Genomic DNA, 22,008 nt, shown 5'->3' with positions numbered 1-22,008 from the left:
TTTATATAAAAAATACAGCATTCCTTTAGTATCTTTAAACCGTTCCCGAATTATATCGTACACCACCCATCGACGAAAGTCAGAAGGGAGGAGTGTATCAAAGAAAAAAATCTAAACCAAATGGATGAAGTGAAGCAAACGCAAGGTTTATACCGTCCTGAATTCGAACATGATGCCTGCGGAACAGGTTTTACGGCCCATATCAAGGGGCGTAAATCCCACCATATTATCCGTGATGCCCTCACCATGCTGGAAAACATGGAACACCGCGGCGCCTGCGGCTGTGAGCAGAACACGGGTGATGGTGCAGGAATCCTGTTTCAGGTCCCTCATGAATTTTTGTATGATGAATGCCTGCGAATAGGCATCAGCTTACCTGAATTTGGTAAGTATGGCGTAGGCATGGTCTTTTTTCCGAAAGAACCACGCTGGCGCGAAGAGTGCCGGGAAATCCTGGAACGCAGCGCTGAAAAACTGGGCCTCGAGATCCTCGGATATCGTAAAGTACCCGTTCGCCCTGATGGCATCGGTGAATCCGCCCTCTCTGTAGAACCGGAAATTGAACAGGTATTTATCGCCTGTCCTTATCATATCAGTGACCCGGAAGTTTTTGAGCGCAAACTGTTTGTTCTCCGCAACTACGTGTCCAAAACCGTTCGTAACAGCATTCCAAAAGAGAAAGCACTGTTTTACATTGCTTCCCTTTCCTATAAAACAATTGTATATAAAGGTCAGCTGACCACCTATCAGGTACGCCATTATTATACTGATCTGAGCGATGAGAAGATGGTGTCGGCCTTCGCCCTCATCCACTCCCGTTTTGCGACCAACACTTTCCCCAGCTGGCGGTTGGCACACCCTTATCGCTATATCGCCCACAATGGTGAAATCAATACGCTGAAAGGCAACCTCAACTGGCTCCGTGCCGGTGAGCGCGACTTTATGTCCAAATATTTTACTGCGGAAGAAATGGACATGCTGCTGGCTATCGTGGAAGAAGGGCAGTCTGACTCCGCCAGCCTCGACAACGTGATCGAGCTGCTGACCATGACCGGCCGCTCCCTGCCACATGTAATGATGATGCTGATCCCCGAAGCGTGGGACGGCAACGACGATATGGCTGCAGAGAAAAAAGCCTTCTACGAATACCACGCTTCCCTGATGGAACCGTGGGACGGACCGGCTTCCATCTCCTTCACCGATGGTAAAATCATCGGCGCCACCCTGGACCGTAACGGATTACGTCCCAGCCGCTTTGTCGTAACCAAAGACGATCGCGTGATCATGGCTTCCGAAGCCGGCGTATTACCCATCGATCCTAAAAACATAAAAGAAAAAGGACGCCTGCAACCCGGAAAAATGTTCATCGTGGACATGGACCAGGGCCGCATCATCGGCGATGAAGAACTGAAACAACAGATCTGCTCCCAACAACCTTATGGCGAGTGGCTCAATAAATATAAGATCCGCTTGGAAGAACTGCCTGAGCCACGGGTTACCTTCACCCACCTCGAGCACGACCAGATCTTCAAATATCAACGGGCTTTCGGTTACAGCACCGAAGACCTTGAGCATATCATCTCACCGATGGCCCTCGACGGGAAAGAACCCGTTGGCTCCATGGGCACCGATACGCCGCTGGCCGCACTCAGCAACCAGCCGCAACATCTGGCCAACTACTTCAAACAGCTGTTCGCACAGGTAACCAATCCGCCTATCGATCCTATCAGGGAGAGACTGGTGATGTCGCTCGCTACTTTCGTAGGCGGCAACGGCAACCTGCTGGATGAAGATCCGCTGCACTGCCACAGCCTGGCACTGCGCCATCCGATCCTCAACAACTACGAACTGGAAAAAATACGCAGTATCGACACCGGCCTGTTTCAGGCTAAGACACTGCATACCTACTTCAAGGCCGATGGCAAACCAGGCTCCCTCGAGAAAGGGCTCGCCCGCCTTTGCCGTTATGCAGTAGATGCCGTGGAAGATGGATTTGAAGTCATCATCCTCTCTGACCGCGCCATCGACTCCGAGCACGCCGCCATCCCGTCTCTGCTGGCTGCTTCCGCCGTCCATCACCACCTGATCCGCAAAGGGAAACGCGGCTCCGTAGGACTGATCGTGGAAGCCGGCGACGTTTGGGAAGTACACCATTTCGCCTGCCTGCTGGGCTTCGGCGCTACCGCCGTAAACCCGTACCTGGCACTCAGCACTATCCGCGACCTGAAGCTGTCCAACAAACTGGACACCGATCAGGATGTAGACAAGCTGAAGAAAAACTATATCAAAGCCATCTGCGACGGCCTGCTCAAAGTATTCTCCAAAATGGGCATCTCTACCCTGCAATCTTATCAGGGTGCTCAGATATTCGAGATACTGGGTATCAACCAACAGGTGGTGGATAAATACTTCGCCGGCGCTGTGTCCCGCATTCAGGGCCTCGGCCTGGATGAAATTGCCCGTGAAACACTGGCAAAACACTGGATGGGCTACGGCCGTAAGGAAAAGCCGGTTCAGCGTCTCACTGAAGGCGGCGTATACCAATGGAAACGCAAAGGGGAATTCCACCTTTTCAATCCTACCACCATCCACTTGCTGCAGTATTCCACCCGCATGGGCGACTACAGCATCTTTAAGAAATACTCTAAAGCCGTTAACGACCAGAGCGAAAAAGCCTGCACCCTGCGTAGCCTCTTTTCGTTTAAACGTACCCGTGCTTCCATCTCTATCGATGAGGTGGAACCAGCTTCCAGCATCTTCAAACGTTTTGCTACAGGTGCTATGAGCTTCGGTTCCATCTCTCATGAGGCACACTCCACCCTCGCCATTGCCATGAACCGCATTGGTGCTAAAAGTAATACCGGCGAAGGGGGTGAAGATGAAATCCGCTATGAGCAGCTGCCTAACGGCGACTCTATGCGTTCTGCCATCAAACAGGTAGCCAGCGCCCGTTTCGGCGTTACCAGCTACTACCTGACCAATGCCGACGAATTACAAATTAAAATGGCCCAGGGCGCTAAGCCCGGTGAAGGCGGACAACTGCCAGGCCATAAAGTGGACGACTGGATCGCCAAAGTAAGACACTCCACTCCGGGTGTAGGTCTTATCTCTCCGCCTCCACACCATGATATTTATTCCATTGAAGACCTGGCACAGCTCATCTATGATCTGAAAAATGCCAACCGCGCCGCCCGCATCAGCGTGAAACTGGTGTCTAAAGCCGGGGTAGGTACTATCGCAGCAGGTGTGGCCAAAGCACACGCCGATGTGGTACTGATCGCCGGTCACGATGGTGGTACAGGCGCTTCTCCGATAAGCTCCGTTAAACATGCCGGCCTGCCCTGGGAACTGGGTCTCGCAGAGTCCCACCAGACACTGGTGAAAAACAAACTGCGCAGCAGGGTAGTACTGCAAACCGATGGCCAGCTGAAAACAGGCCGCGACATCGCGATCGCTACACTGCTTGGTGCAGAAGAATGGGGCGTAGCTACCGCCGCACTGATCGTGGAAGGTTGTATCATGATGCGTAAATGTCATGTCAACACCTGCCCGGTAGGAGTGGCCACCCAAGACCCGGACCTGCGCAAACGCTTCACCGGCGACCCGCAGCATGTGGTGAACCTGTTCACCTTCCTCGTGGAAGAACTCCGTGAAATCATGGCCGACCTTGGCTTCCGTACCATTAATGAAATGGTAGGCCAGGTGGATAACCTCCAGATGCGTGAAGGCATCAGCCACTGGAAAACACAGAAGCTGGACCTGTCACCCATCCTGTACAAAGAACCCGCTGCTCCTGAAACCGGCCTGTACAAACAGGAAGAACAGGACCACGGTATCGCCGAAGTACTCGACTGGCAGCTGCTCAAAGCAGCACAGCCTGCGCTGGACAAAAAGACAAGGGTTTACCAACAGTATCCCGTTAAAAATACCGATCGTACTATCGGCACCATCCTCTCTAACGAAGTATCCAAACGTTACAAGAGCGAAGGTCTCCCGGAAGATACCATCCACTTCAAATTCACCGGTTCTGCCGGTCAAAGCTTCGGCGCCTTCTCTACCAAAGGACTTACCCTTGAACTGGAAGGTGAAGCCAACGACTACTTCGGTAAAGGCCTTTCCGGCTCCAAACTGATCCTCTATCCCCACGGGGAAGCTGGCTTCAAGGCCGAAGAGAACATCATCGCAGGTAACGTGTGCTTCTATGGCGCCACCTCCGGTGAAGCCTATATCCGCGGTAAGGCAGGCGAACGTTTCTGCGTTCGTAACTCCGGCGCCACCATCGTGTCAGAAGGCGTGGGTGACCACGGCTGCGAATATATGACCGGTGGCCGCGCTGTCATCCTTGGTGAAACCGGCCGCAACTTCGGCGCAGGGATGAGCGGTGGCATCGCTTATGTATACGATGTAAAAGGCTCCTTTGCCAACCACTGCAACCGCGATATGATCGACCTCGACCCGCTGGACCAGGACGATGTTGCAGTGCTGCAAGACCTGATCACTAAACATCACGCCTACACGAATAGCACCGTGGCGAAATTTATCCTGAAAGACTGGGAAAATCAGCTGCGCCACTTCGTGAAAGTATTCCCGAAAGAATACAAGGCTGTGCTGAAAGCAGGCGTAGCACAGGGACAGAAGATAAACCGTTAATATTTGGCTATTGGTTATTTGGTTATTTAATTATTGAGTGAGTGAATGAACTAAGCGAGTAAGCAACTCAAAGTAAATAACCAAATGACCAAATGATAAAATGAGAAAATAGTTATGGGTAAACCTACAGGATTCCTGGAATTTACACGAGAGCTGCCCGGAAAAACAGATCCCCGGGAAAGGGTTGGCCACTACAACGAATTTGTAGAACGCTTCCCTGAAAATAAACTGAACCAGCAGGCCGCCCGCTGTATGAGCTGCGGCGTGCCTTTCTGCCACAGCGGATGCCCGCTCGGCAACGTAATACCCGAATTCAATCATGCTGTATACCGTCAGGACTGGCAGGATGCTTATGATATCCTGACTTCCACCAACAATTTCCCTGAATTCACCGGCCGCATTTGTCCGGCCCCTTGTGAAAGCGCCTGCGTGCTGGGTATCAACCAACCGCCGGTAGCCATCGAGGAAATTGAACGGCATATCATAGAAATCGCTTTCGACAAAGGCCTCGTTCAGGCGAAGATACCCCGCGTACGTACCGGCAAAAAAGTAGCCGTCATCGGTTCCGGTCCTGCCGGACTGGCCGCAGCGGCACAGCTCAACTACGCCGGTCACAGTGTTACGGTATTTGAGCGCGACGCCAAGCCGGGAGGCCTGCTCCGTTATGGCATCCCCGACTTCAAACTGGAAAAATGGACCATCGACCGCAGAATAAAACTGATGGAAGAAGAAGGTGTTACCTTCCAGTGCAATGCCAACGTAGGCGTTAACGTAAGTACCAATGATCTGTTAAGGGAATTCAATGCCATCGTGCTGGCAGGCGGGTCTACCATTCCGCGCGACCTCGGCATCACCGGCCGCGAACTAAAAGGGGTACACTACGCCATGGACTTCCTCAAACAACAGAATAAAAGAGTAGACAACCTTCCTGTTGACGGACACGATATCCTGGCCACCGGTAAAAACGTGGTAGTGATAGGAGGGGGCGATACCGGTTCCGACTGCGTAGGTACCAGCAACCGCCACGGTGCGGTAAGCGTTACCCAGCTGGAACTGCTGCCCAAACCGCCGGGCGAGCGTAACGATTTCATGCCATGGCCTACTTATCCCATGGTGCTGAAAACATCTTCTTCCCACGAAGAAGGCGCCGACCGTCAGTGGGCCATTGCTACCAAAGCATTCATCGGCGATGATAACGGGCACCTGAAAGCCCTCCGTATCGTGGATATCCAGTGGACACTGAGTGCAGACGGCAGACCCGCTAAATTCACGGAAGTACCCGGCTCTGAAAGAGACATCCCCTGTGAACTGGCACTGCTGGCCATGGGCTTCGTTCATCCGCAGCACACCGGCATGCTGGAACAGCTCGAAGTGGAAAAAGATGAAAGAGGCAATGTAAAAGCTACCGAAAAAGATTACCTGACATCCATCCCTAAAGTGTTTACTGCCGGCGATATGCGCCGCGGTCAGTCACTGGTGGTATGGGCCATTAGCGAAGGTCGCGAGTGTGCGAGGAAAGTAGATGAGTTCCTGATGGGCAGTTCCCAACTGGAAAGCAAAGACCATTCACTACAGGCAATGGCACTGTAATAATAGCGTACACTTTTAGCCTGTCGTTTATCATAAACAGGCTGAAGGCAACGTTCATAAAAATATGATAACAGCTAAAGGCTAAAAGCTGGCAGCTATTTATTAACGCTTTTCTCATAAGCAGGTTTAGATTTTGTTGTAACCTTCAGCCGGGCCGGGTTTTTACCCGGCCTTTTATTTTGGGTATTATAGCTATATTCACAGCACCAACTTATACCCATGAAAAGATTATTCTTCGTTATCCTCTGTATTGTATTGTCATCGCTCCATGTTGCCGCCCAAAAAGCCTATTACCGGCTTACCGAAACACCGGTTGAAAATATTCAGGCCAAATCCCGCAAAAGTCTGCTGCTGATCGTTTGCGGCCCGATGTCCACCCGCAAATACATCCAGGACCTGCAATATGAACTGAAAAAAGACCTGGACAGGAAAGGTGTGAACTGCCTGTTGGAATACGCAGGAGACGACGACGCCCGGTTAACGGATAAAGTTAATGCCGCCGTAAAAACACATCAGCCGGATTGTTACCTTGTCATTCAGCCGGTAGCCTTACAAAACATGACCACCACGCCTGAAAGAGAGGTATATTATATTGATCCTAAAACCGGCCATACCGGTTCTTACGTAAAAAAGGTGCCTATTACGGAATGGACGGACCAGGTAATGGAAATACGCTTCTATGACAACGATCCGCAAAACAGCAAAATATGGGAAGCACGCCTGCAAAGTCGCACCAATCTGGCCGCAGAAAAGATTTTCCGGCGGATTGCTGCTGACATGCTGAAATCCTGGAAGGAAAAAGGTATTATCGTTCCCCTGGCCTCCTGATAACTTTACAGACAGAAATCACAGATCAGCAGAAGCAATTCCCCCATTCAGCTATTTCCCGGCAACAGGCCCCTGATTCCGGATACATTTGTGTCCTATGAAACAATGGTGCTGCCTCTGGGGACTTATCTGCTTTTGCCTGATGGCCACGGCACAGGACAATCCTGGTTCCGCGTTGATCCTGCAGGCTACCACGCTCAACAAGGGCCTGTACAAATCTTTCCGGGAATTTCAACAAAACAGCCCCTCCGAATCCGGCGATCTGGTGATCAAAAGCAGGAGCACCGCGGCACAGATCTATCTCCTCGCCAGCAGGAACGAGCTGGTGCTTCGCGATGCGGCAGGGCAGGAGCACAAAGTGAAAAATTATTGGGGGTTTTGTGACGGCACATCCCTCTACATCAAAGACAACGGGCTTAACCGGATACAGGCCACCGGCTATTATTGCACCTACGAACTACAGGGCGTGCAACCTTCCCGCAGCGCCTATAATCCGGCCGATATGACCGTGAATGCCATGAATACGCCTGTCAGGCTTAAAAAAGTTATTAACATCGTCACCGGCGAAATACTCGAACTGTCACTCTACAACCTCAAAAAATATATCCTGCCGCAAGATCCCGCGCTGCTGGAGGAATTCCGGACCGACAAATCCAAAAGAGATAAGTTGGACTATTATATTTCCCGCTTTAATGAGCGCAACAAACCACCTCAAAGCGGGCAATAATCTACCCGGACCGCCGGTACATTTTCCGGCAAAATATCCCCCGTGAATTCCGCCCGGAAAGGCCTGTTTTCAGCATTCCCGACAATTTTCAGTATGTCCGTTCCCGTATTTTAGTGTATCCTTGCAGTACTGTTTATCCCCATTACCCGCGGTATGGATTTTGTGCTTTTCGCCGGGCAAGCGGGCGGAACACCGGGTCTTTGGCCGAAAGTAAACCATTGGAACGCTTATGCGTTTTTATTCAGTAAATTACTACTAGCAACCTATTATAGTGACAGAACCAGCAGAAACAGAAATTAAACACAGACGCCCCTGGTGGCGGTGGCTTTTATGGATTATTGTTGCGGTGCTCCTTTTGCCCGTGATGGCGGTGTTATTATTGCAGCTGGACGGAGTACAGAACTATCTGCGTCAACAGGGGGAAATCTATCTCCAGAAAAAACTCAAAACCAAAGTACAGATCGGTTACCTCCGGGCCAGAGGATGGAGATATCTCGAACTGAGAAATGTGTTTGTGGCCGATACTTCCCGTCAGGCCCTTCTGTATTCAGGCTCCCTGAAGGTTCGCTATAACCTGCTGGCTTTTATCAACAATGAACTACAGATCGATAAACTGGAGTGGGACACCCTGCTGATAAATGTTTACCGGCATAAAGGAGATAGTGCTTTCAACTTTCAGTTCGCGGTAGATGCTTTCGTCTCTCCGGGCCCCAAAACAGATACTATTGCACCTGCTACCGGTACCACCATACAGTTCCTTATAAAAGATGTTTCGCTCCGGCATGTGAAACTGAATTTTAATGACCAGATCGGTGGCATGCACGCTGTTGCCACCTGGGACACGCTGCATGCCGATCCTGACGACCTGATCCCCGATGATGGCATCTATGCTTTCAGAGGGATAGAACTGATCGGGCTGAAAGGGTTTTTCCGTCAACAATATATTCCGACAACCAGTAACGGCGCTGCTCCACCGCCGCCACCTGCAGATACCAACAGCCCGGGCCTTCACCTCCTCCTCAAACAGCTGCGCATCAAAGAAAGCAATTTCCTCTATAGCAGCGATGGCATCGGTATTACCACCGGTTGGAAAATCGGCGACCTCGTGCTGCGCAACAGTAGCCTGGACCAGGATTCTACCCGCATACAGGCTGGTGACCTTTCCATTCACCGTACCACTGGTATATTGGGCATGGTGCCAGGAAAAGATACCACGCCGGCACCTCCGGACGCGGCACCCAATACCTGGCAGGTATTTGCCACACAGGTCAACCTCGACAAACTGGCCATGCGGTATGACAACGGTGGTCCGGCCCCTAAAGCCGCAGGCCCTGATCCGGACTACAACCATCTCTTCCTGTCCAACATCAACGCCAAAATCAGCAATATCCGCTATACGCCGGATAGCATTCAGGCCAGCCTGAAAAGTCTCACTACCCGTGACTGGTCAGGGTTCACCCTCCGTAAAGCCAATATGGACGTGATCTTCACACCTAAAAGCCTGGAGTTGCAGAACTTCTTCGTACAAACCAACAAAAGCATTTTCCGAAAACATATAGCCATTACCGTTCCTTCCTGGTCCGGTATTGCTGACCATATGGACCAGATGGGAATCGACGCCAACCTGGACTCTGTGCAGGTAGCCCTCGCAGAATGGCTGCCCTTCGTGCCCGATGCCCGCAAAAACAAATCTTTTGCGCCGCTGTGGAATAAAGAACTAACGCTGTCGGCTATATTAAAAGGAAATCTTGCCCTGTTAAATATTAAGCAGTTGTATGTAAATGATCATCAGGGTAATCTGATCAGGACCGCCAATGGCCAGATAGAACACGCTACCGATGTGGACCGGCTCAACGCCAACCTGCCAGAGCTTTATATCCAATCCGGCAATAAAGCCATGCGCTCCTGGCTGCCCGCCGGCACACTTCCCGACACACCGAGATTACCGGAGAATATGCTGATCACCGGCCTGTTTAAAGGTGGTATGAAAAATATGCTGGCACAGCTGCAACTGAAAAGCGACTATGCCAATGCTACCGTTAACGCAAAGCTGGCCAATATCACCGACAGCATCCGTGGTACATATGACGTGAATATTCCCTATTTCCGCGTGCATCCGGGTATCATGCTCTATGACACTACCTATGGCTGGATGAGCGGCCGCCTGACCGCTACCGGCCAAGGCTACACGCTGAAACAGATGGTTGCCCAGGCAGCTATCACCCTCAACGAAGCCACTTACAACCGCTACACGTATCACGATGTGAACGTGAACGCCAATATCCGCAAAGGTGCTTTTGAGGCCAATGGCGAAAGTGCCGACACCAGCCTCGATACCCGCTTCGCTATCAGCGGATCACTCAGCGATACAGCACTGCAAAGCCTGAAGGCCAACATCGAAATTGCACGGGCCGATTTGTTCGCCACACACTGGCGCAATGAACCAATGACCCTCAAAGGCAATGTAGAGGCAGACTTCAGTAGCCTGGAACCGCAGCGGCTGGAAGGTACTGCTTTGCTCACCGGCTGGCAGGTGCAGATGCAGGACCAGGTTATCCCGCTGGACACCCTTGCCCTCACTGCCCACTATACAGATCAGCAATACCTTATCCTGAAAAGTCCTTTTGGTCCTGTTACCGCACAGGGCCGCATGGACTACACCAAAATCGGCAACGCCTTCAGCCAGATCATCATGAAACCGCTGCTGCCTGCCGATTCCGGCCGTATTGTGGTAGTGCCTCCCGGACAATACCTCGAATTCGCTGCCAGCCTGCAGGTGCCACATACGCTTGAGCCTCTCATGCCCGGCATCCGGATGGAAGTGCCGGTGGACATCGCCGGCCGCCTCAATAGCGACAGCAGTCTGCTGTTCGTAAAAGCCAATCTGCCGAAAGTCAACTATGACTCCATTCAGATAGACAGCCTCCGTTTATATGCCCGTATTGTAGACACATCACTACAGACATACGCCTCTATCGCGGCTATGAGACATCCTTCTTTCCCGCTCTACCATACGGTATTATCTGCCCACGCCAACACCGGCGTAGTCGATTTCGGCCTGTTGATGGACGACCCGAAAAGAAAGCCTAAATATCGCCTTGGCGGCATCTTTACTTTCCTGCCGGACAATGTGATGCAGCTGGTCCTTAAACCAGACCTGCTGCTGAATAAACAGGCATGGACCGTCGCAGAAAACAATATTTTCCGCATTAAAAACGGCGCACCCGATACCGCGAATATCAAACTGTCGTATGGCGAACAGTCCATACAGGTCAATACGCTGGCGGATACCTCCGGCATACCGGCCCTTCAGGCGAAAGTCAGCAACTTCCAGCTGGCCACTATCACCGGTATGCTCGCCACAGATACCTTACTCGCCAACGGCCTCCTTAACGCGGACGCCATGGTGCGTAACTGGAACACACAGCCGCTGGTGCATGCGAAGCTGAAAGTGGACAGCCTCACCGTAAAAACAGCGCCGCTCGGTACCCTCAATGCCACGGTAGATAACATCTCCCCGAACGCCTACAAGCTGGACGCCACGCTGAAAGGCGATAACAACGACGTTACGGTAACAGGTACCTACGACAGCACCATCAACGCACAGGTGGATATCGCCAATCTGCAGATGGCTTCGCTGGAACCTTTCACCATGGGCAACGTCACACATATGTATGGCAACGCTACCGGTAAATTCGATATCTCCGGTACCACCAGCAAACCCGAAGTGAGAGGCAATATGCATTTCAATAATGCCGGCGGCGTGATCAGCTTCATCGGCAGCAACCTCCACCTGCCTGATGAAGATATCGTGATCGATGAAAAAGGCATCCTGATCAACAACCTCGTGGTAGCCGACAGCCTTAACAATGAAATGGTGGTGAACGGACGAATCAATACCACAGACTTCACCAAATATGGCTTCAACCTGACCATCAATGCCGACAACTTCATGGCGCTCGGCAAACAACAAAATCAGGATCAATGGATCTATGGGCCTGCCTTTATTGACAGCAAAGTCACCGTTCGCGGCTCGCTCGATCTGCCCCGTGTAGACGCTAACGTGAAACTCCGCGATAAATCCAGCGTTACCGTGATGCTGCCACAGGAAGAGCCGGGACTGGCCGACAGAGAGGGCGTGGTGGAATTCATTGACCGTGACCATCCGATCGATAGCGCTTTGCTGGCCAAACAGGACAGCGCTAAATACAGCAACCCGCGGCTCAAAGGCCTGTTCTTCTCCGGTAACATTGAAATCACACCGGAATCGATACTGAAAATCATTATTGATAAATCCAATGGTGACTACGTACAGGCCAAAGGCACCGCCAACCTGAACGCCACAGTGGACCCCAGCAGCAAAATGAGCATTACCGGCCGCTATGAAATATCGGAAGGTAAATATGAGATGTCGCTCAATCAGCTGATCAAACGTTCTTTCGATATTCAGAAAGGCAGCTTCATTTCCTTCAATGGCGATGCCATGGCCGCCGATCTCGATATCACCGCAAAATATACCGTTAACGCGCCCGCTATCGACCTGTTGCAGGACCAGCTGGGCGGTATGAGCGCAGATCAGCGAAATACCTACAAACAACGTATTCCGTTTGAAGTGTACCTTAAGATAAAAGGTAGTCTGCTGAAGCCAGACATCAGCTTCCAGCTGGACATGCCGGAAAGGGAAAGAAATGCTTTCAACGGCATGCCCTACAACCGCATCAAACAAATCAATCAGGTACCTTCTGAGCTGAACAAGCAGGTGATGGGCCTCCTGGTACTGAATACCTTCATCCCCGACGATCCCATGTCCACACTGGATGCCGGCGGTAACGCCGTGGGACAGGCAGCCCGCAATAGTGTGAGTAAGATCCTTTCCCAACAGCTGAACAACCTCGCCGGTAATCTCATCAAAGGGGTGGACCTCAACTTCGATCTGCAAAGCAGAGAAGACTATTCCACCGGTTCCGCCCAGGAAACGACCAATCTCAATATTGGCGCTTCCAAAAAACTGTTTAATGATCGTTTAACCGTTTCCGTTGGTTCCAACATCATGCTGACCGGCAGCACGCAAAACGCCAGCTCCCTGGTGGGAGATATCTCCGTTGAATATAAACTAAGCCGCGATGGCAGATACCGCCTCAGGGTATACCAGCGTAATGACAACCAGACCGTTATTCAGGGGCAATTCACAGAAACAGGGGTGGCCTTCATGCTGGTCATGGATTACGACGAATTCAGAGAGATACTTCAGCGGTCTAAAAAAGAGTCCAAAGCACAACGCCTGCGCGATAAAAAAGCAAAGAAGCAGGCCACGCAAAATGAATCAAATAAGAATAAGTAATGCAGAAGGGAAATAGCTATATCATCTGTTGTATTATTTTATGCCTGGGATTCCTGGCTATCAGCTCCTGCAGCACTACCCGGACCGTGCCCGAAGGCGATCGCCTTTATACCGGCAGTACAGTGGCATGGAAAGGTAAACAGCCCAAAGATTACAGTACCATCAGCGACGGACTGAAAAAAAGAATACGGCCTAATACCAACCGGAAATTCCTTGGTATGCCCATTAAACTTTGGTTATACAATATGGGCCACGAACCCAAAGGCAAAGGACTCAATTACCTCCTGCGTAAAAAATGGGGAGAGCCACCGGTACTGCTGAGCCAGGCCAAGCCCGATTACACGGGTAAGGTCCTCGAAGGCTACCTCGTAGATCATGGCTACTTCCAGGCGGAGGTATCCTCTTCCGTGAAAAATTCCGGCAGCAAAAAAGCGTCTATCCGTTATGAAGCCGTGCCCAATCGCCGCTACACGATCAAAAGCGTGACCTATCTGACAGACAGTAGCGCCATCGGACGTACGGTCACTAAAACATATCATAAAAGCTCCCTGATAGTAGGAAAACCTTATTCCCTTGATTCTATCAAGGCCGAACGGGAACGGATACACGCTTCATTGAAAGAACAGGGCTATTATTATTTCACCCCCGACTATCTGCTGGTACAGGCCGATACCACCAATAACGGTACGGTAGATCTTTTCCTGAAGATAAAGGACAACACGCCACTGGTAGCGCTTCGGCCTTACCGGATGCATGATATCAGCCTCTTCCCAGATTACTCGCTGGACAATGAAGCGCAGTCCACCCAGGGTACGCCGGTGTATTACAAGGGCATGTATATCATCGACTCTTCCAAACGCTTTAAACCCATCGTATTTGAGCGGTCCGTGTTCCTGCGGCCCGATAGCCTCTACCGCTTAAGTTCCCACAATATCACGCTGCAACGCCTGATCAATCTGGGGGTCTTTAAGTTCGTGAAGGGCACTTTCCGGCCGGTCAGAGATACTTCCCGGCACAATATCACCGGCGGCAGTCCTAATACGCCCACGCCGGTACGTGATACCGCCACACCACGCTTTGTGCAACGCGGCGCCGTTGCGGATAGCAACTATCGCCGCGATACAACGCTGGCCAGTACCTATCGTGCCATGGTGAACAACAAAGTGTCGCTCGACAGCGGATGGCTCGATGCCAAATTCTATCTTACCCCCTACAAACGGCGGTCACTGCAAACAGAGTTACGCGGCACCTCCAAGTCCAACGGTTTTATCGGCTCGGAAGCCCGTATCACTGCTAAAAACCGTAACTGGCTGCATTCAGCCACGGCGCTGGAAATAGGTCTGCATGGCGGTATGGAATGGCAAACCGGTAACAATTCTGCCGGTGGTGGCAATTCATACAGTGCCGGTGCCGAAGTGGCGGTAACATTCCCGCGCTTCCTCACACCTTTCCGGCTCAATATCCGTACGCCTTATGTACCACGTACCCGCATGAGCGCCAGCTACGAGCTGTACAGCCGCTCAAGCCTGTACAACCTGAACGCCTATACGCTGCAGTTGCAATACCTCTGGCAAAAAACCGCTTATCTGAACCATGCTTTTGCGCCGATAGCGGTTACCTACGTATTGCCCACCAAAACCACCGCGGCATATGACAGTATTCTCAAAAATGATCCCAGCCAGCGGGCTTCTATCGAAAAACAATTTATCCTCGGGGGCAACTATACGATTACGTTCAATAACCAAACGGCCAATCATATCCATACCTTCTTCCTCAGCGGCAACGTTGATGTATCCGGTAATATCGCCGGCCTGATTGTGCCTAAAAGTGATTCCGGCACCAAAAACATCCTGAAAAACCCGTTCGCCCAATACGAACGTTTTTCATTGGAAGGCCGCCACTACTGGCAGATCGGTAGAGGGAAACAGTGGGTGAACCGCCTCTTTATCGGCTATGGCCTGCCTTATGGCAACTCTCAGACACTACCTTTCGTAAAACAATTCTTTACCGGCGGTAGCAGTAGTATCCGCGCGTTCAGGGCACGCACGCTCGGACCGGGGTCGTACTACAACAAAGCACAGGACACGGCCGCATTGTTAGCCAATGAAGCCGGTGATATCAAACTGGAATTTAACTCGGAAGTACGCATACACATCGCCAGCGTATTCAACTTTGCGGCCTTTATCGATGCAGGTAATATCTGGTTACAAAAACAGGTGCCGGATAAACCCGGTAGTCAGTTCAAACTGGATTCCTTCTACCGGCAAATAGCCGTAGGCGGAGGTATCGGTCTGCGTATAGACGCTTCTATCGTCGTGGTGCGCTTCGACCTCGCCACGCCGTTCCGCATACCTTATCTTCCTCCCAAAGAAAGGTGGGTCTTTGACAAAATTAATTTCGGAGATCCCGACTGGCGAAAGAAAAATCTGATACTCAACATCGCCATCGGATACCCCTTCTAACAATGACGAATGACGAATGGAGGGCTCTCTTACAGACAGGTCACTTAAATGACCCTTCCATAAAAAAGCCCTCCATTCGTCATTCGTAATTGGTAATTCGTCATTTATAATACGTCTTTGATATGCTTGTAGTTTGATTTCACGGCCTCCAGCACATCATCAAACCGTCCTCCCAGTATCAGTTTCCCCATCCACAAAGCATATCCTTTCATCTGTTCGAATTCTATCCTGGGCGGCATGGCCAGCGAAGAAGGGTTGGTGAAAATATTTACCAGCACAGGTCCCGAAGCATCCCGTACCTTGGTGAGTACCGGCTCTACTTCCTCCGGTGTACGGATGGTAAAGGCAGTAAAGCCCATGGCTGTGGCCACTCCCGCAAAGTCCGGATTAACCATATCGGTTTGCCAGTCCGGCAGACCGGCGACCTCCATTTCCAGTTTCACCATGCCCAACGCCCTGTTATTAAACACAATCACTTTTACAGGAAGATTATATTGCCGGATGGTCATCAGATCGCCCAGCAACATGGTAAGCCCTCCATCGCCACAAAGAGCATACACCTCCCGTCCCGGCTGGCACAAAGCGGCGCCGATGGCCTGCGGCATAGCATTGGCCATGGAACCATGGTTGAATGATCCCAACAAAGTGCGCTTACCGGTTGCCTCTATATACCGCGCCGTCCATACGTTGGTCATGCCGGTATCTACCGTGAAAATAGCATCCCGTGCGGCCAGCTGGCTGATAACGGTTGCTACATACTCCGGACTGATCGCCTCTTCTTTACCCCGGTCTTCCACATAGGTATTCAGTTTCCGCTTCACCTCTTCGTGGAACTCCAGCATGGTGTCCAGAAACTTCCTGTCTTTTTTATCAAGTATCATGGGTAGTAAAGCCTGCAGGGTAGGACCGATATCGCCGCAAAGCCCCATTTCCAGGGCGGCGCGACGGCCCAGTCTTTCAGGCTGATTGTCGATCTGCACGATCTTCGCATTTTCCGGTATAAACGGCGTATACGGAAAGTCTGTTCCCAGCAGGAGCACCACATCTGCTTCATGCATGCTTTTATAGGCCGATGCCAACCCCAGCAGCCCTGTCATCCCCACTTCATGAGGGTTATCGTATTCTATGCCCATTTTTGCGCGGAAAGAATACCCCACCGGCGCCTTTAGCAGCGTAGCCAGTGTCACTACTTCATCATGGGCCGCAGTGGCGCCCAGTCCGCAGTAGATCGCCACCTTTTCGGCCGATTGCAGTAAAGCCGCCAGCTGTTGGAGTGCTGTTTCTGCCGGTCGCAATACCGCGGCTGGTCGGTACACTTTCAGTGCGGTAGTGATACTTTCCGCATCAGCCGATGCAACATCTCCCGGTAACCCCAGCACCGCCACGCCTTTTTTGTGCACGGCATGCTGCAGGGCTGCCTGCAACATACGCGGGGCCTGCGCCGGCGTATTGGCCACCTGATTATAATGACTGCAATCCGCGAATAATTTGATCGTATTGGTTTCCTGGAAATAATCACTGCCAAATTCATTGGTGGCGCAAGTAGAAGCGATGGCTATCACCGGAGCGCCCGACCGATGTGCATCGTACAATCCGTTAATCAGGTGTACATGTCCCGGTCCGCTGCTGCCGGCGCAACAGGCAAGCCCGTTGAGCTGTGCTTCCGCTCCCGCCGCATAAGCGCCCACTTCTTCATGCCGTACATGTATCCACTGGATACGGCCATCTCTGCGCACAGCATCGTTAATGTGGTTTAAACTATCTCCCGTAACAGCATATATACGCTGAATACCGGCATCCGCCAGCATCTCCACTAATTGGTCGGCAACTGATTTTCCCATAAATATGTTTTTATTTTTTTCAGGATGTGTTTTAAAAAAACAACAGCATTGATACTTTGTTTAAGCCAACATGCTTCAATAAACGGGCCTGTCACCCATCAGAAAATATCATTATATTTATACGACTAAACCGCGGCCTATTTATGAGACTATCATTACATCCGTGCCTGTTGCTCGCCTGTGCTACACTGATGATCAGTACAACTGCGTGTAGCCGTAAGGTTACCCAGAACGGGAAAGCTTCTTATTATGCCGACTCCTTTGATGGAAAACGCACTGCCAGCGGCGAAACATTCCGCCAGCGACACCTGACGGCAGCCCATAAATCCCTTCCCTTTGGCACCCGCGTAAAAGTTGTCAATATCGCCAACGGCCGCTCCGTGAAAGTGCGTATCAACGACAGAGGTCCATTTGCTCCCGGCAGGATCATCGATCTGTCTAAAAAAGCAGCATCCAAACTGGGCATGCTCAATACCGGCGTGGCCAATGTGGAAATCAAATATAAAAAGCCTAAAAAATAGGGAAGGAGAAACGCACCGCATTTCTCCTTCCACAAACGCCAAACACAGTTGTTGTTAAACAACATGCTCACCCTCTGCAATTTCTTCTACCATCTTTTTGCAAAATGCAGGCAGATCTTTGGGTGTCCTGCTGGTCACCAACCCGTGATCTGTGACCACTTCCTCATCCGTCCAGATAGCACCGGCATTTTCCAGATCTGTTTTCAGGGAAGGATAGGACGTGACCCTGCGACCATTCAGTTCTCCTGTTTCTATCAGCGTCCACGGACCGTGGCAAATCGCTGCAATAGGCTTCCCATCTTCAAAGAAACCACCGACAAAAGTAACCGCCTGCTGATTGATACGCAGCTGGTCAGGATTTAATACGCCACCGGGCAATACCAGTGCGTCATAGTCCTGCGCGTTGGCATCAGCCAGGTTCTTATCTACCGGGTAATCTTTCCCCCATTCCTTTTCTGCCCACGCCCTTACTTTTTCTTTTTCGGGAGAAATGATATCCACCTTTGCTCCGGCGTCTTTTAACGCTTTCAGCGGCGCTGTCAGCTCCACTTCTTCAAATCCGTTGGCCACCAGTATCGCCACTTTTTTGTCCTGCAATTGAGTTCCCATAAATCATAATTTTTTCGTGAATAAAACCGGATGATTCTACACGCTGCGCCTGACAGGCACAGCTAAATTCCTGATGTTGTTCCTCCTGCCAACAGCACAAAAAAGGTTCCCTTGCCAATACACCTTGCCAGTGGCCTGCTTCCCGCGCCCGTGGTCGTATACCCGTTGTATATATTTTTTCCCATACCGTAGAAAGAAAGGAATCTCATTCCAGTGTAATATTTTGATGTCAGCTGTTGCATTTGGCGAATCCGACTGTTTTATTTGTTGACACTAATTCCTGAACAATGAAAAAAATGATGCTTTTCTGCGCTCTGTTCACCGGCCTGCTGGCTACACAACAGATTTCAGCGCAATCATCCCCCGTGATGCTTCCCGGGTTCACTGCCTACGCAGATCCGGAGGAGAAAAATGTGGATATCAATGAAAACAAAGGTGTGACAAACTGGACCGGCAATGAAAATACCGTCAATTTCTATTTTCATGCCGCCACCACCGGAAAACTGAAAGTCGCTTTGCAGGCACGCTCCGATGCAGGCAGCAAAGTACAGATAACGGTAAACGGTATCTCTAAAATAGTTAGCATACCTAATAACAATGATTTTGTGACCATTCCCGCACTGGAAACCAATATCAAACAACCCGGCTTCTACAATATCACCCTGAAAGGGCTGGAAAAATCCGGTAAGATCTACGCTGATGTGAAAGGAATCAGCCTGGAAGGCGCTGCCACCAAGGATATCCAGTTCAATCCCAAATCATGGAGACGTTCTGCTTCCGTGCATCTTAACTATCCTGTTCCCGAAGGAAAAAATGTAGAGTGGTTTTACGGTGAAATAAAAGTGCCGGCAGGAGAGGACAAGATCGGCACCTATTTTATGTCCTGTGGTTTTCATCGTGGTTATTTCGGTATGCAGGTCAATTCTGCGGTGGAAAGAAGAATTATTTTCTCCGTATGGGATGCTGGCAGTGAGCCCGACAAACGTGACAATGTAAAATATGAAGACCAGGTAGTCATGCTCGCAAAAGGCGACAGCGTGTATGCCAGCGGTTTTGGCGGAGAGGGTACCGGCGGCCATAGCCACTGGGAATACAATTGGAAGGCCGGCGAAACCTATCGTTTTTTAATGCACAGCGTTCCCGTTGGCAATACGACCACCTACACTGCCTACTTCTATGTGCCGGAACACCAGGAGTGGAAGCTGATCGCCAGTTTCCGCGCTCCGAAAGACGGTAAGTACATGGGGCATCTGTACTCCTTCCTCGAAAATTTCTCCTTTGAAAACGGTCACCTCGGCAGAAAAGGTTACTACGGCAATCACTGGGTAAAAACGGATACCGGTGAATGGATAGAGCTCACCAAAGCGAAATTTACCAATGATGCCACTGCTAAAGCCAAAGACCGGCTGGATTTCGGCGGTGGCTCCGAAAATGGTTGGTTCTATCTGTGGACCAGCGGCTTCAAACCCGCCAACGCCAAATACGGCGATTTCTTTGAACGCGCCGCCACCGGTAAACACCCGGAAATAACGCTGCCGCGTTTTTAGCATTCCCGTATATCCGCCATCGTTATTTTTCAAAAGGCCGCAAAAATTTGCGGCCTTTTTTGTCTGCTTATTTCCTATATACCCTATAGGACTTAAGGGACGAATTTACTTTCCCCACTCCTTACCGGATTTTGATTTAAATTCGGTTGGAAAAATGATCTTTTGCAGATACCGTATTTATGCTTAAATCAGTGAAAAAGAGACTGCCTATTCCCGGTGTGCTGGACGTGTTGGATGAACTCAACCCTTTCAAAGTAAAGCGGCAGCGCATCATGAACTTCAATCCGGCTACAAGCGTAGCTTCGCGTAAGCCGGCCGAAACCAGCAAGATCACTGTGTTCGACTATAGCGGTAACGCCTGTACGGAGGAAACACTGGTGTCGCTGGAACAGGTGTTTGCTTATCGGGATAAACCTACTTTTACCTGGATCAATGTGGATGGCATCCGGAAAGATGATGTACATGCCATTTGTCAGCATTACATGATCCACCCATTGATAGAAGAAGACGTGCTCAGCATAGGACAACGAGCCAAAATGGATGATATCGGCGAACGGCTGTTCTGCATCCTGCCTATGATGTACTTCAATAGTGAAGCATCTACCATCGACCAGGAACAGGTGAGTATCGTCATGGGTAAAAACTTCGTGATCTCTTTTCAGGAAGATCCGACCAGAGATGTATTTGATCCGGTACGGGAGAAACTGAAAATTCCCGGCTCGCGGATTCGCAACGGTACCATGGATTTCCTCTGTTATTCACTGCTGGACGTGATTGTAGACAGCTACTTTACGGTGCTGGATAAACTGGGCGAAAGAATAGAGCTCATGGAAGATGTGGTACAACATGACCCCAACACCCGGACACTCGCGCGGATTAACTTCCTCCGCCGCCAGGTATTTCTCTTCAAAAGGGGAATAGCGCCCGTTCGTGAACTGGTGAACGGCTTCCTCAAAAGCGAAAGTGACCTGCTGGAAGACAATGTCACTAAATATTACAAAGACGTGTATGACCACATCATTCAGTGTAATGATCTGGCAGATAACTACCGCGACATGATCCTCAACGTACAGGAGATGTATCATACCCAGCTCAATCTCAAAATGAATGAGATCATGAAAGTACTGGCGGTAGTAACCACTTTATTGACTCCATTAACACTGATCGCCGGTATTTATGGTATGAATTTCCACAACATGCCGGAGCTGGAAAGCCACAATGGCTACTTCTACACGCTGGGAGGCATGGGACTGCTCCTCGTGCTGATGATCCTGATTTTCAGGAAGCGCGGCTGGTTTTAGGCTTTCTTCTTGTAAACCGGCACAGAAGAGCAAGGTTCGCCGTACATAATACTTTTAGCTACCGGACGCAGCAGTCGGGTTACTTCTGCATAAGCCACTTCACCCACCCGTTTGTCGCCACAGCCTTTGATCACGATGCGTTTATCTTCGAAAGCAGCCACATCAATAGTTGATAAGTTCTTCAGGTACAGTGTTTTATATATAAATTCCGCATCTCCGAAAGCAGCATAAGCCGCTATCGGTTCCAGATTTGTCATTACCAGCATATAGGCCCACAAGGGTACCACCGCATCGGCGGTGCATACCAAACCCACATTTTTTCCACGGTATTGTTCCCAGTCGTGCGACTGCATAGCGGTACGAAAGTCTTTCTCTTTCAGGATCATTCCCATAAAAAGATAATCCTTCATATCAAAAATGACAGTCTCCCCTTTGGGGTAGAATTGTTCCAGGTCAATGGTTTCCAAGCCACTCTGTGCTACTTTATTAACGATTTCATCCATATCTGTCTGTTTTTAACCAAACAAATTTACGAAGATATAGGCATGTAAAAAGGGAGGCATTGCTGCCTCCCTTTTCCTTATGTCAGTT

Annotated in this window: 12 protein-coding genes; 9 read left to right on the top strand and 3 right to left on the bottom strand. The window is 50.5% G+C overall.

Annotated elements, in window-relative coordinates:
• The first annotated feature begins 120 nt into the window (after positions 1-120).
• The 6 genes from gltB to tamL all read left to right on the top strand — a co-directional run bounded on the left by gltB (position 121) and on the right by tamL (position 15,598).
• Positions 121-4,650, top strand: a complete 4,530-nt coding sequence (gene gltB, locus ICL55_RS10935) for a glutamate synthase large subunit (protein WP_188096948.1) — start codon at positions 121-123, stop codon at positions 4,648-4,650.
• A gap of 114 nt (positions 4,651-4,764) precedes the next feature.
• Positions 4,765-6,240 (top strand): glutamate synthase subunit beta, encoded by a 1,476-nt coding sequence (locus ICL55_RS10930; protein ID WP_188096946.1) that lies wholly within the window; start codon positions 4,765-4,767, stop codon positions 6,238-6,240.
• Between the two features lie 219 nt (positions 6,241-6,459).
• Complete coding sequence (locus ICL55_RS10925; protein ID WP_188096944.1) at positions 6,460-7,068, top strand: hypothetical protein; 609 nt, start codon at positions 6,460-6,462, stop codon at positions 7,066-7,068.
• A 97-nt stretch (positions 7,069-7,165) separates the two neighbouring features.
• The gene (locus tag ICL55_RS10920; RefSeq protein ID WP_188096942.1) at positions 7,166-7,795 is read left to right on the top strand and encodes a hypothetical protein; all 630 of its coding nucleotides are present in this window, start codon (positions 7,166-7,168) and stop codon (positions 7,793-7,795) included.
• Positions 7,796-8,066: 271 nt separating this feature from the next.
• Positions 8,067-13,136 (top strand): translocation/assembly module TamB domain-containing protein, encoded by a 5,070-nt coding sequence (locus ICL55_RS35560; protein WP_188096940.1) that lies wholly within the window; start codon positions 8,067-8,069, stop codon positions 13,134-13,136.
• A complete protein-coding gene (gene tamL, locus ICL55_RS10910; RefSeq protein ID WP_188096938.1) occupies positions 13,136-15,598 on the top strand; it encodes a translocation and assembly module lipoprotein TamL in 2,463 nt (820 codons plus the stop codon). Before ICL55_RS35560 ends, tamL begins: the two co-directional genes overlap by 1 nt.
• Before the next feature lie 104 nt (positions 15,599-15,702).
• Here the strand turns inward: tamL and ICL55_RS10905 are convergent, their stop codons facing one another.
• Positions 15,703-17,439 carry a thiamine pyrophosphate-dependent enzyme gene (locus ICL55_RS10905; RefSeq protein WP_188096936.1) on the bottom strand — a complete coding sequence of 579 codons (1,737 nt, stop codon included), beginning with the start codon at positions 17,437-17,439 and terminating at the stop codon, positions 15,703-15,705.
• Positions 17,440-17,582: 143 nt separating this feature from the next.
• On the opposite strand from ICL55_RS10905, the gene ICL55_RS10900 reads away from it, so the two are divergent.
• Positions 17,583-17,960 carry a septal ring lytic transglycosylase RlpA family protein gene (locus ICL55_RS10900; RefSeq protein WP_188096935.1) on the top strand — a complete coding sequence of 126 codons (378 nt, stop codon included), beginning with the start codon at positions 17,583-17,585 and terminating at the stop codon, positions 17,958-17,960.
• Between the two features lie 54 nt (positions 17,961-18,014).
• Here ICL55_RS10900 and ICL55_RS10895 read toward each other — a convergent pair whose 3' ends face one another.
• Positions 18,015-18,569: a type 1 glutamine amidotransferase domain-containing protein gene (locus tag ICL55_RS10895; RefSeq protein WP_188096933.1), complete on the bottom strand. Its 555-nt coding sequence runs from the start codon at positions 18,567-18,569 to the stop codon at positions 18,015-18,017.
• A gap of 287 nt (positions 18,570-18,856) precedes the next feature.
• On the opposite strand from ICL55_RS10895, the gene ICL55_RS10890 reads away from it, so the two are divergent.
• Together ICL55_RS10890 and corA are read left to right on the top strand one after the other, a co-directional pair.
• On the top strand, positions 18,857-20,116 hold the full coding sequence (locus ICL55_RS10890) for a DUF3472 domain-containing protein (RefSeq protein ID WP_188096931.1): 1,260 nt from the start codon (positions 18,857-18,859) through the stop codon (positions 20,114-20,116).
• 191 nt (positions 20,117-20,307) lie between these two features.
• Positions 20,308-21,417: a magnesium/cobalt transporter CorA gene (corA, locus tag ICL55_RS10885; protein WP_343067769.1), complete on the top strand. Its 1,110-nt coding sequence runs from the start codon at positions 20,308-20,310 to the stop codon at positions 21,415-21,417.
• On the opposite strand, the gene ICL55_RS10880 is transcribed toward corA, so the two are convergent.
• Positions 21,414-21,920, bottom strand: a complete 507-nt coding sequence (locus tag ICL55_RS10880) for a DUF2480 family protein (RefSeq protein ID WP_188096926.1) — start codon at positions 21,918-21,920, stop codon at positions 21,414-21,416. The genes corA and ICL55_RS10880 overlap by 4 nt on opposite strands.
• Positions 21,921-22,008 lie beyond the last annotated feature (88 nt).

Source organism: Chitinophaga varians (genome assembly GCF_014529945.1).
GTDB classification, from domain to species: domain Bacteria; phylum Bacteroidota; class Bacteroidia; order Chitinophagales; family Chitinophagaceae; genus Chitinophaga; species Chitinophaga varians.
Note: the sequence above shows the minus strand (reverse complement) of the source record. Positions and strands in the feature narration are given on the sequence as shown.

Excerpts from the sequence above, each read along its gene's own strand:
- ICL55_RS10920 (WP_188096942.1), top strand. The coding sequence starts at position 7,166 with ATGAAACAATGGTGCTGCCTCTGGGGACTTATCTGCTTTTGCCTGATG.
- ICL55_RS10880 (WP_188096926.1), bottom strand. The coding sequence starts at position 21,920 with ATGGATGAAATCGTTAATAAAGTAGCACAGAGTGGCTTGGAAACCATT.
- ICL55_RS10905 (WP_188096936.1), bottom strand. The coding sequence starts at position 17,439 with ATGGGAAAATCAGTTGCCGACCAATTAGTGGAGATGCTGGCGGATGCC.
- ICL55_RS10925 (WP_188096944.1), top strand. The coding sequence starts at position 6,460 with ATGAAAAGATTATTCTTCGTTATCCTCTGTATTGTATTGTCATCGCTC.
- ICL55_RS10930 (WP_188096946.1), top strand. The coding sequence starts at position 4,765 with ATGGGTAAACCTACAGGATTCCTGGAATTTACACGAGAGCTGCCCGGA.
- tamL (WP_188096938.1), top strand. The coding sequence starts at position 13,136 with ATGCAGAAGGGAAATAGCTATATCATCTGTTGTATTATTTTATGCCTG.
- gltB (WP_188096948.1), top strand. The coding sequence starts at position 121 with ATGGATGAAGTGAAGCAAACGCAAGGTTTATACCGTCCTGAATTCGAA.
- ICL55_RS10895 (WP_188096933.1), bottom strand. The coding sequence starts at position 18,569 with ATGGGAACTCAATTGCAGGACAAAAAAGTGGCGATACTGGTGGCCAAC.
- ICL55_RS10890 (WP_188096931.1), top strand. The coding sequence starts at position 18,857 with ATGAAAAAAATGATGCTTTTCTGCGCTCTGTTCACCGGCCTGCTGGCT.
- ICL55_RS10900 (WP_188096935.1), top strand. The coding sequence starts at position 17,583 with ATGAGACTATCATTACATCCGTGCCTGTTGCTCGCCTGTGCTACACTG.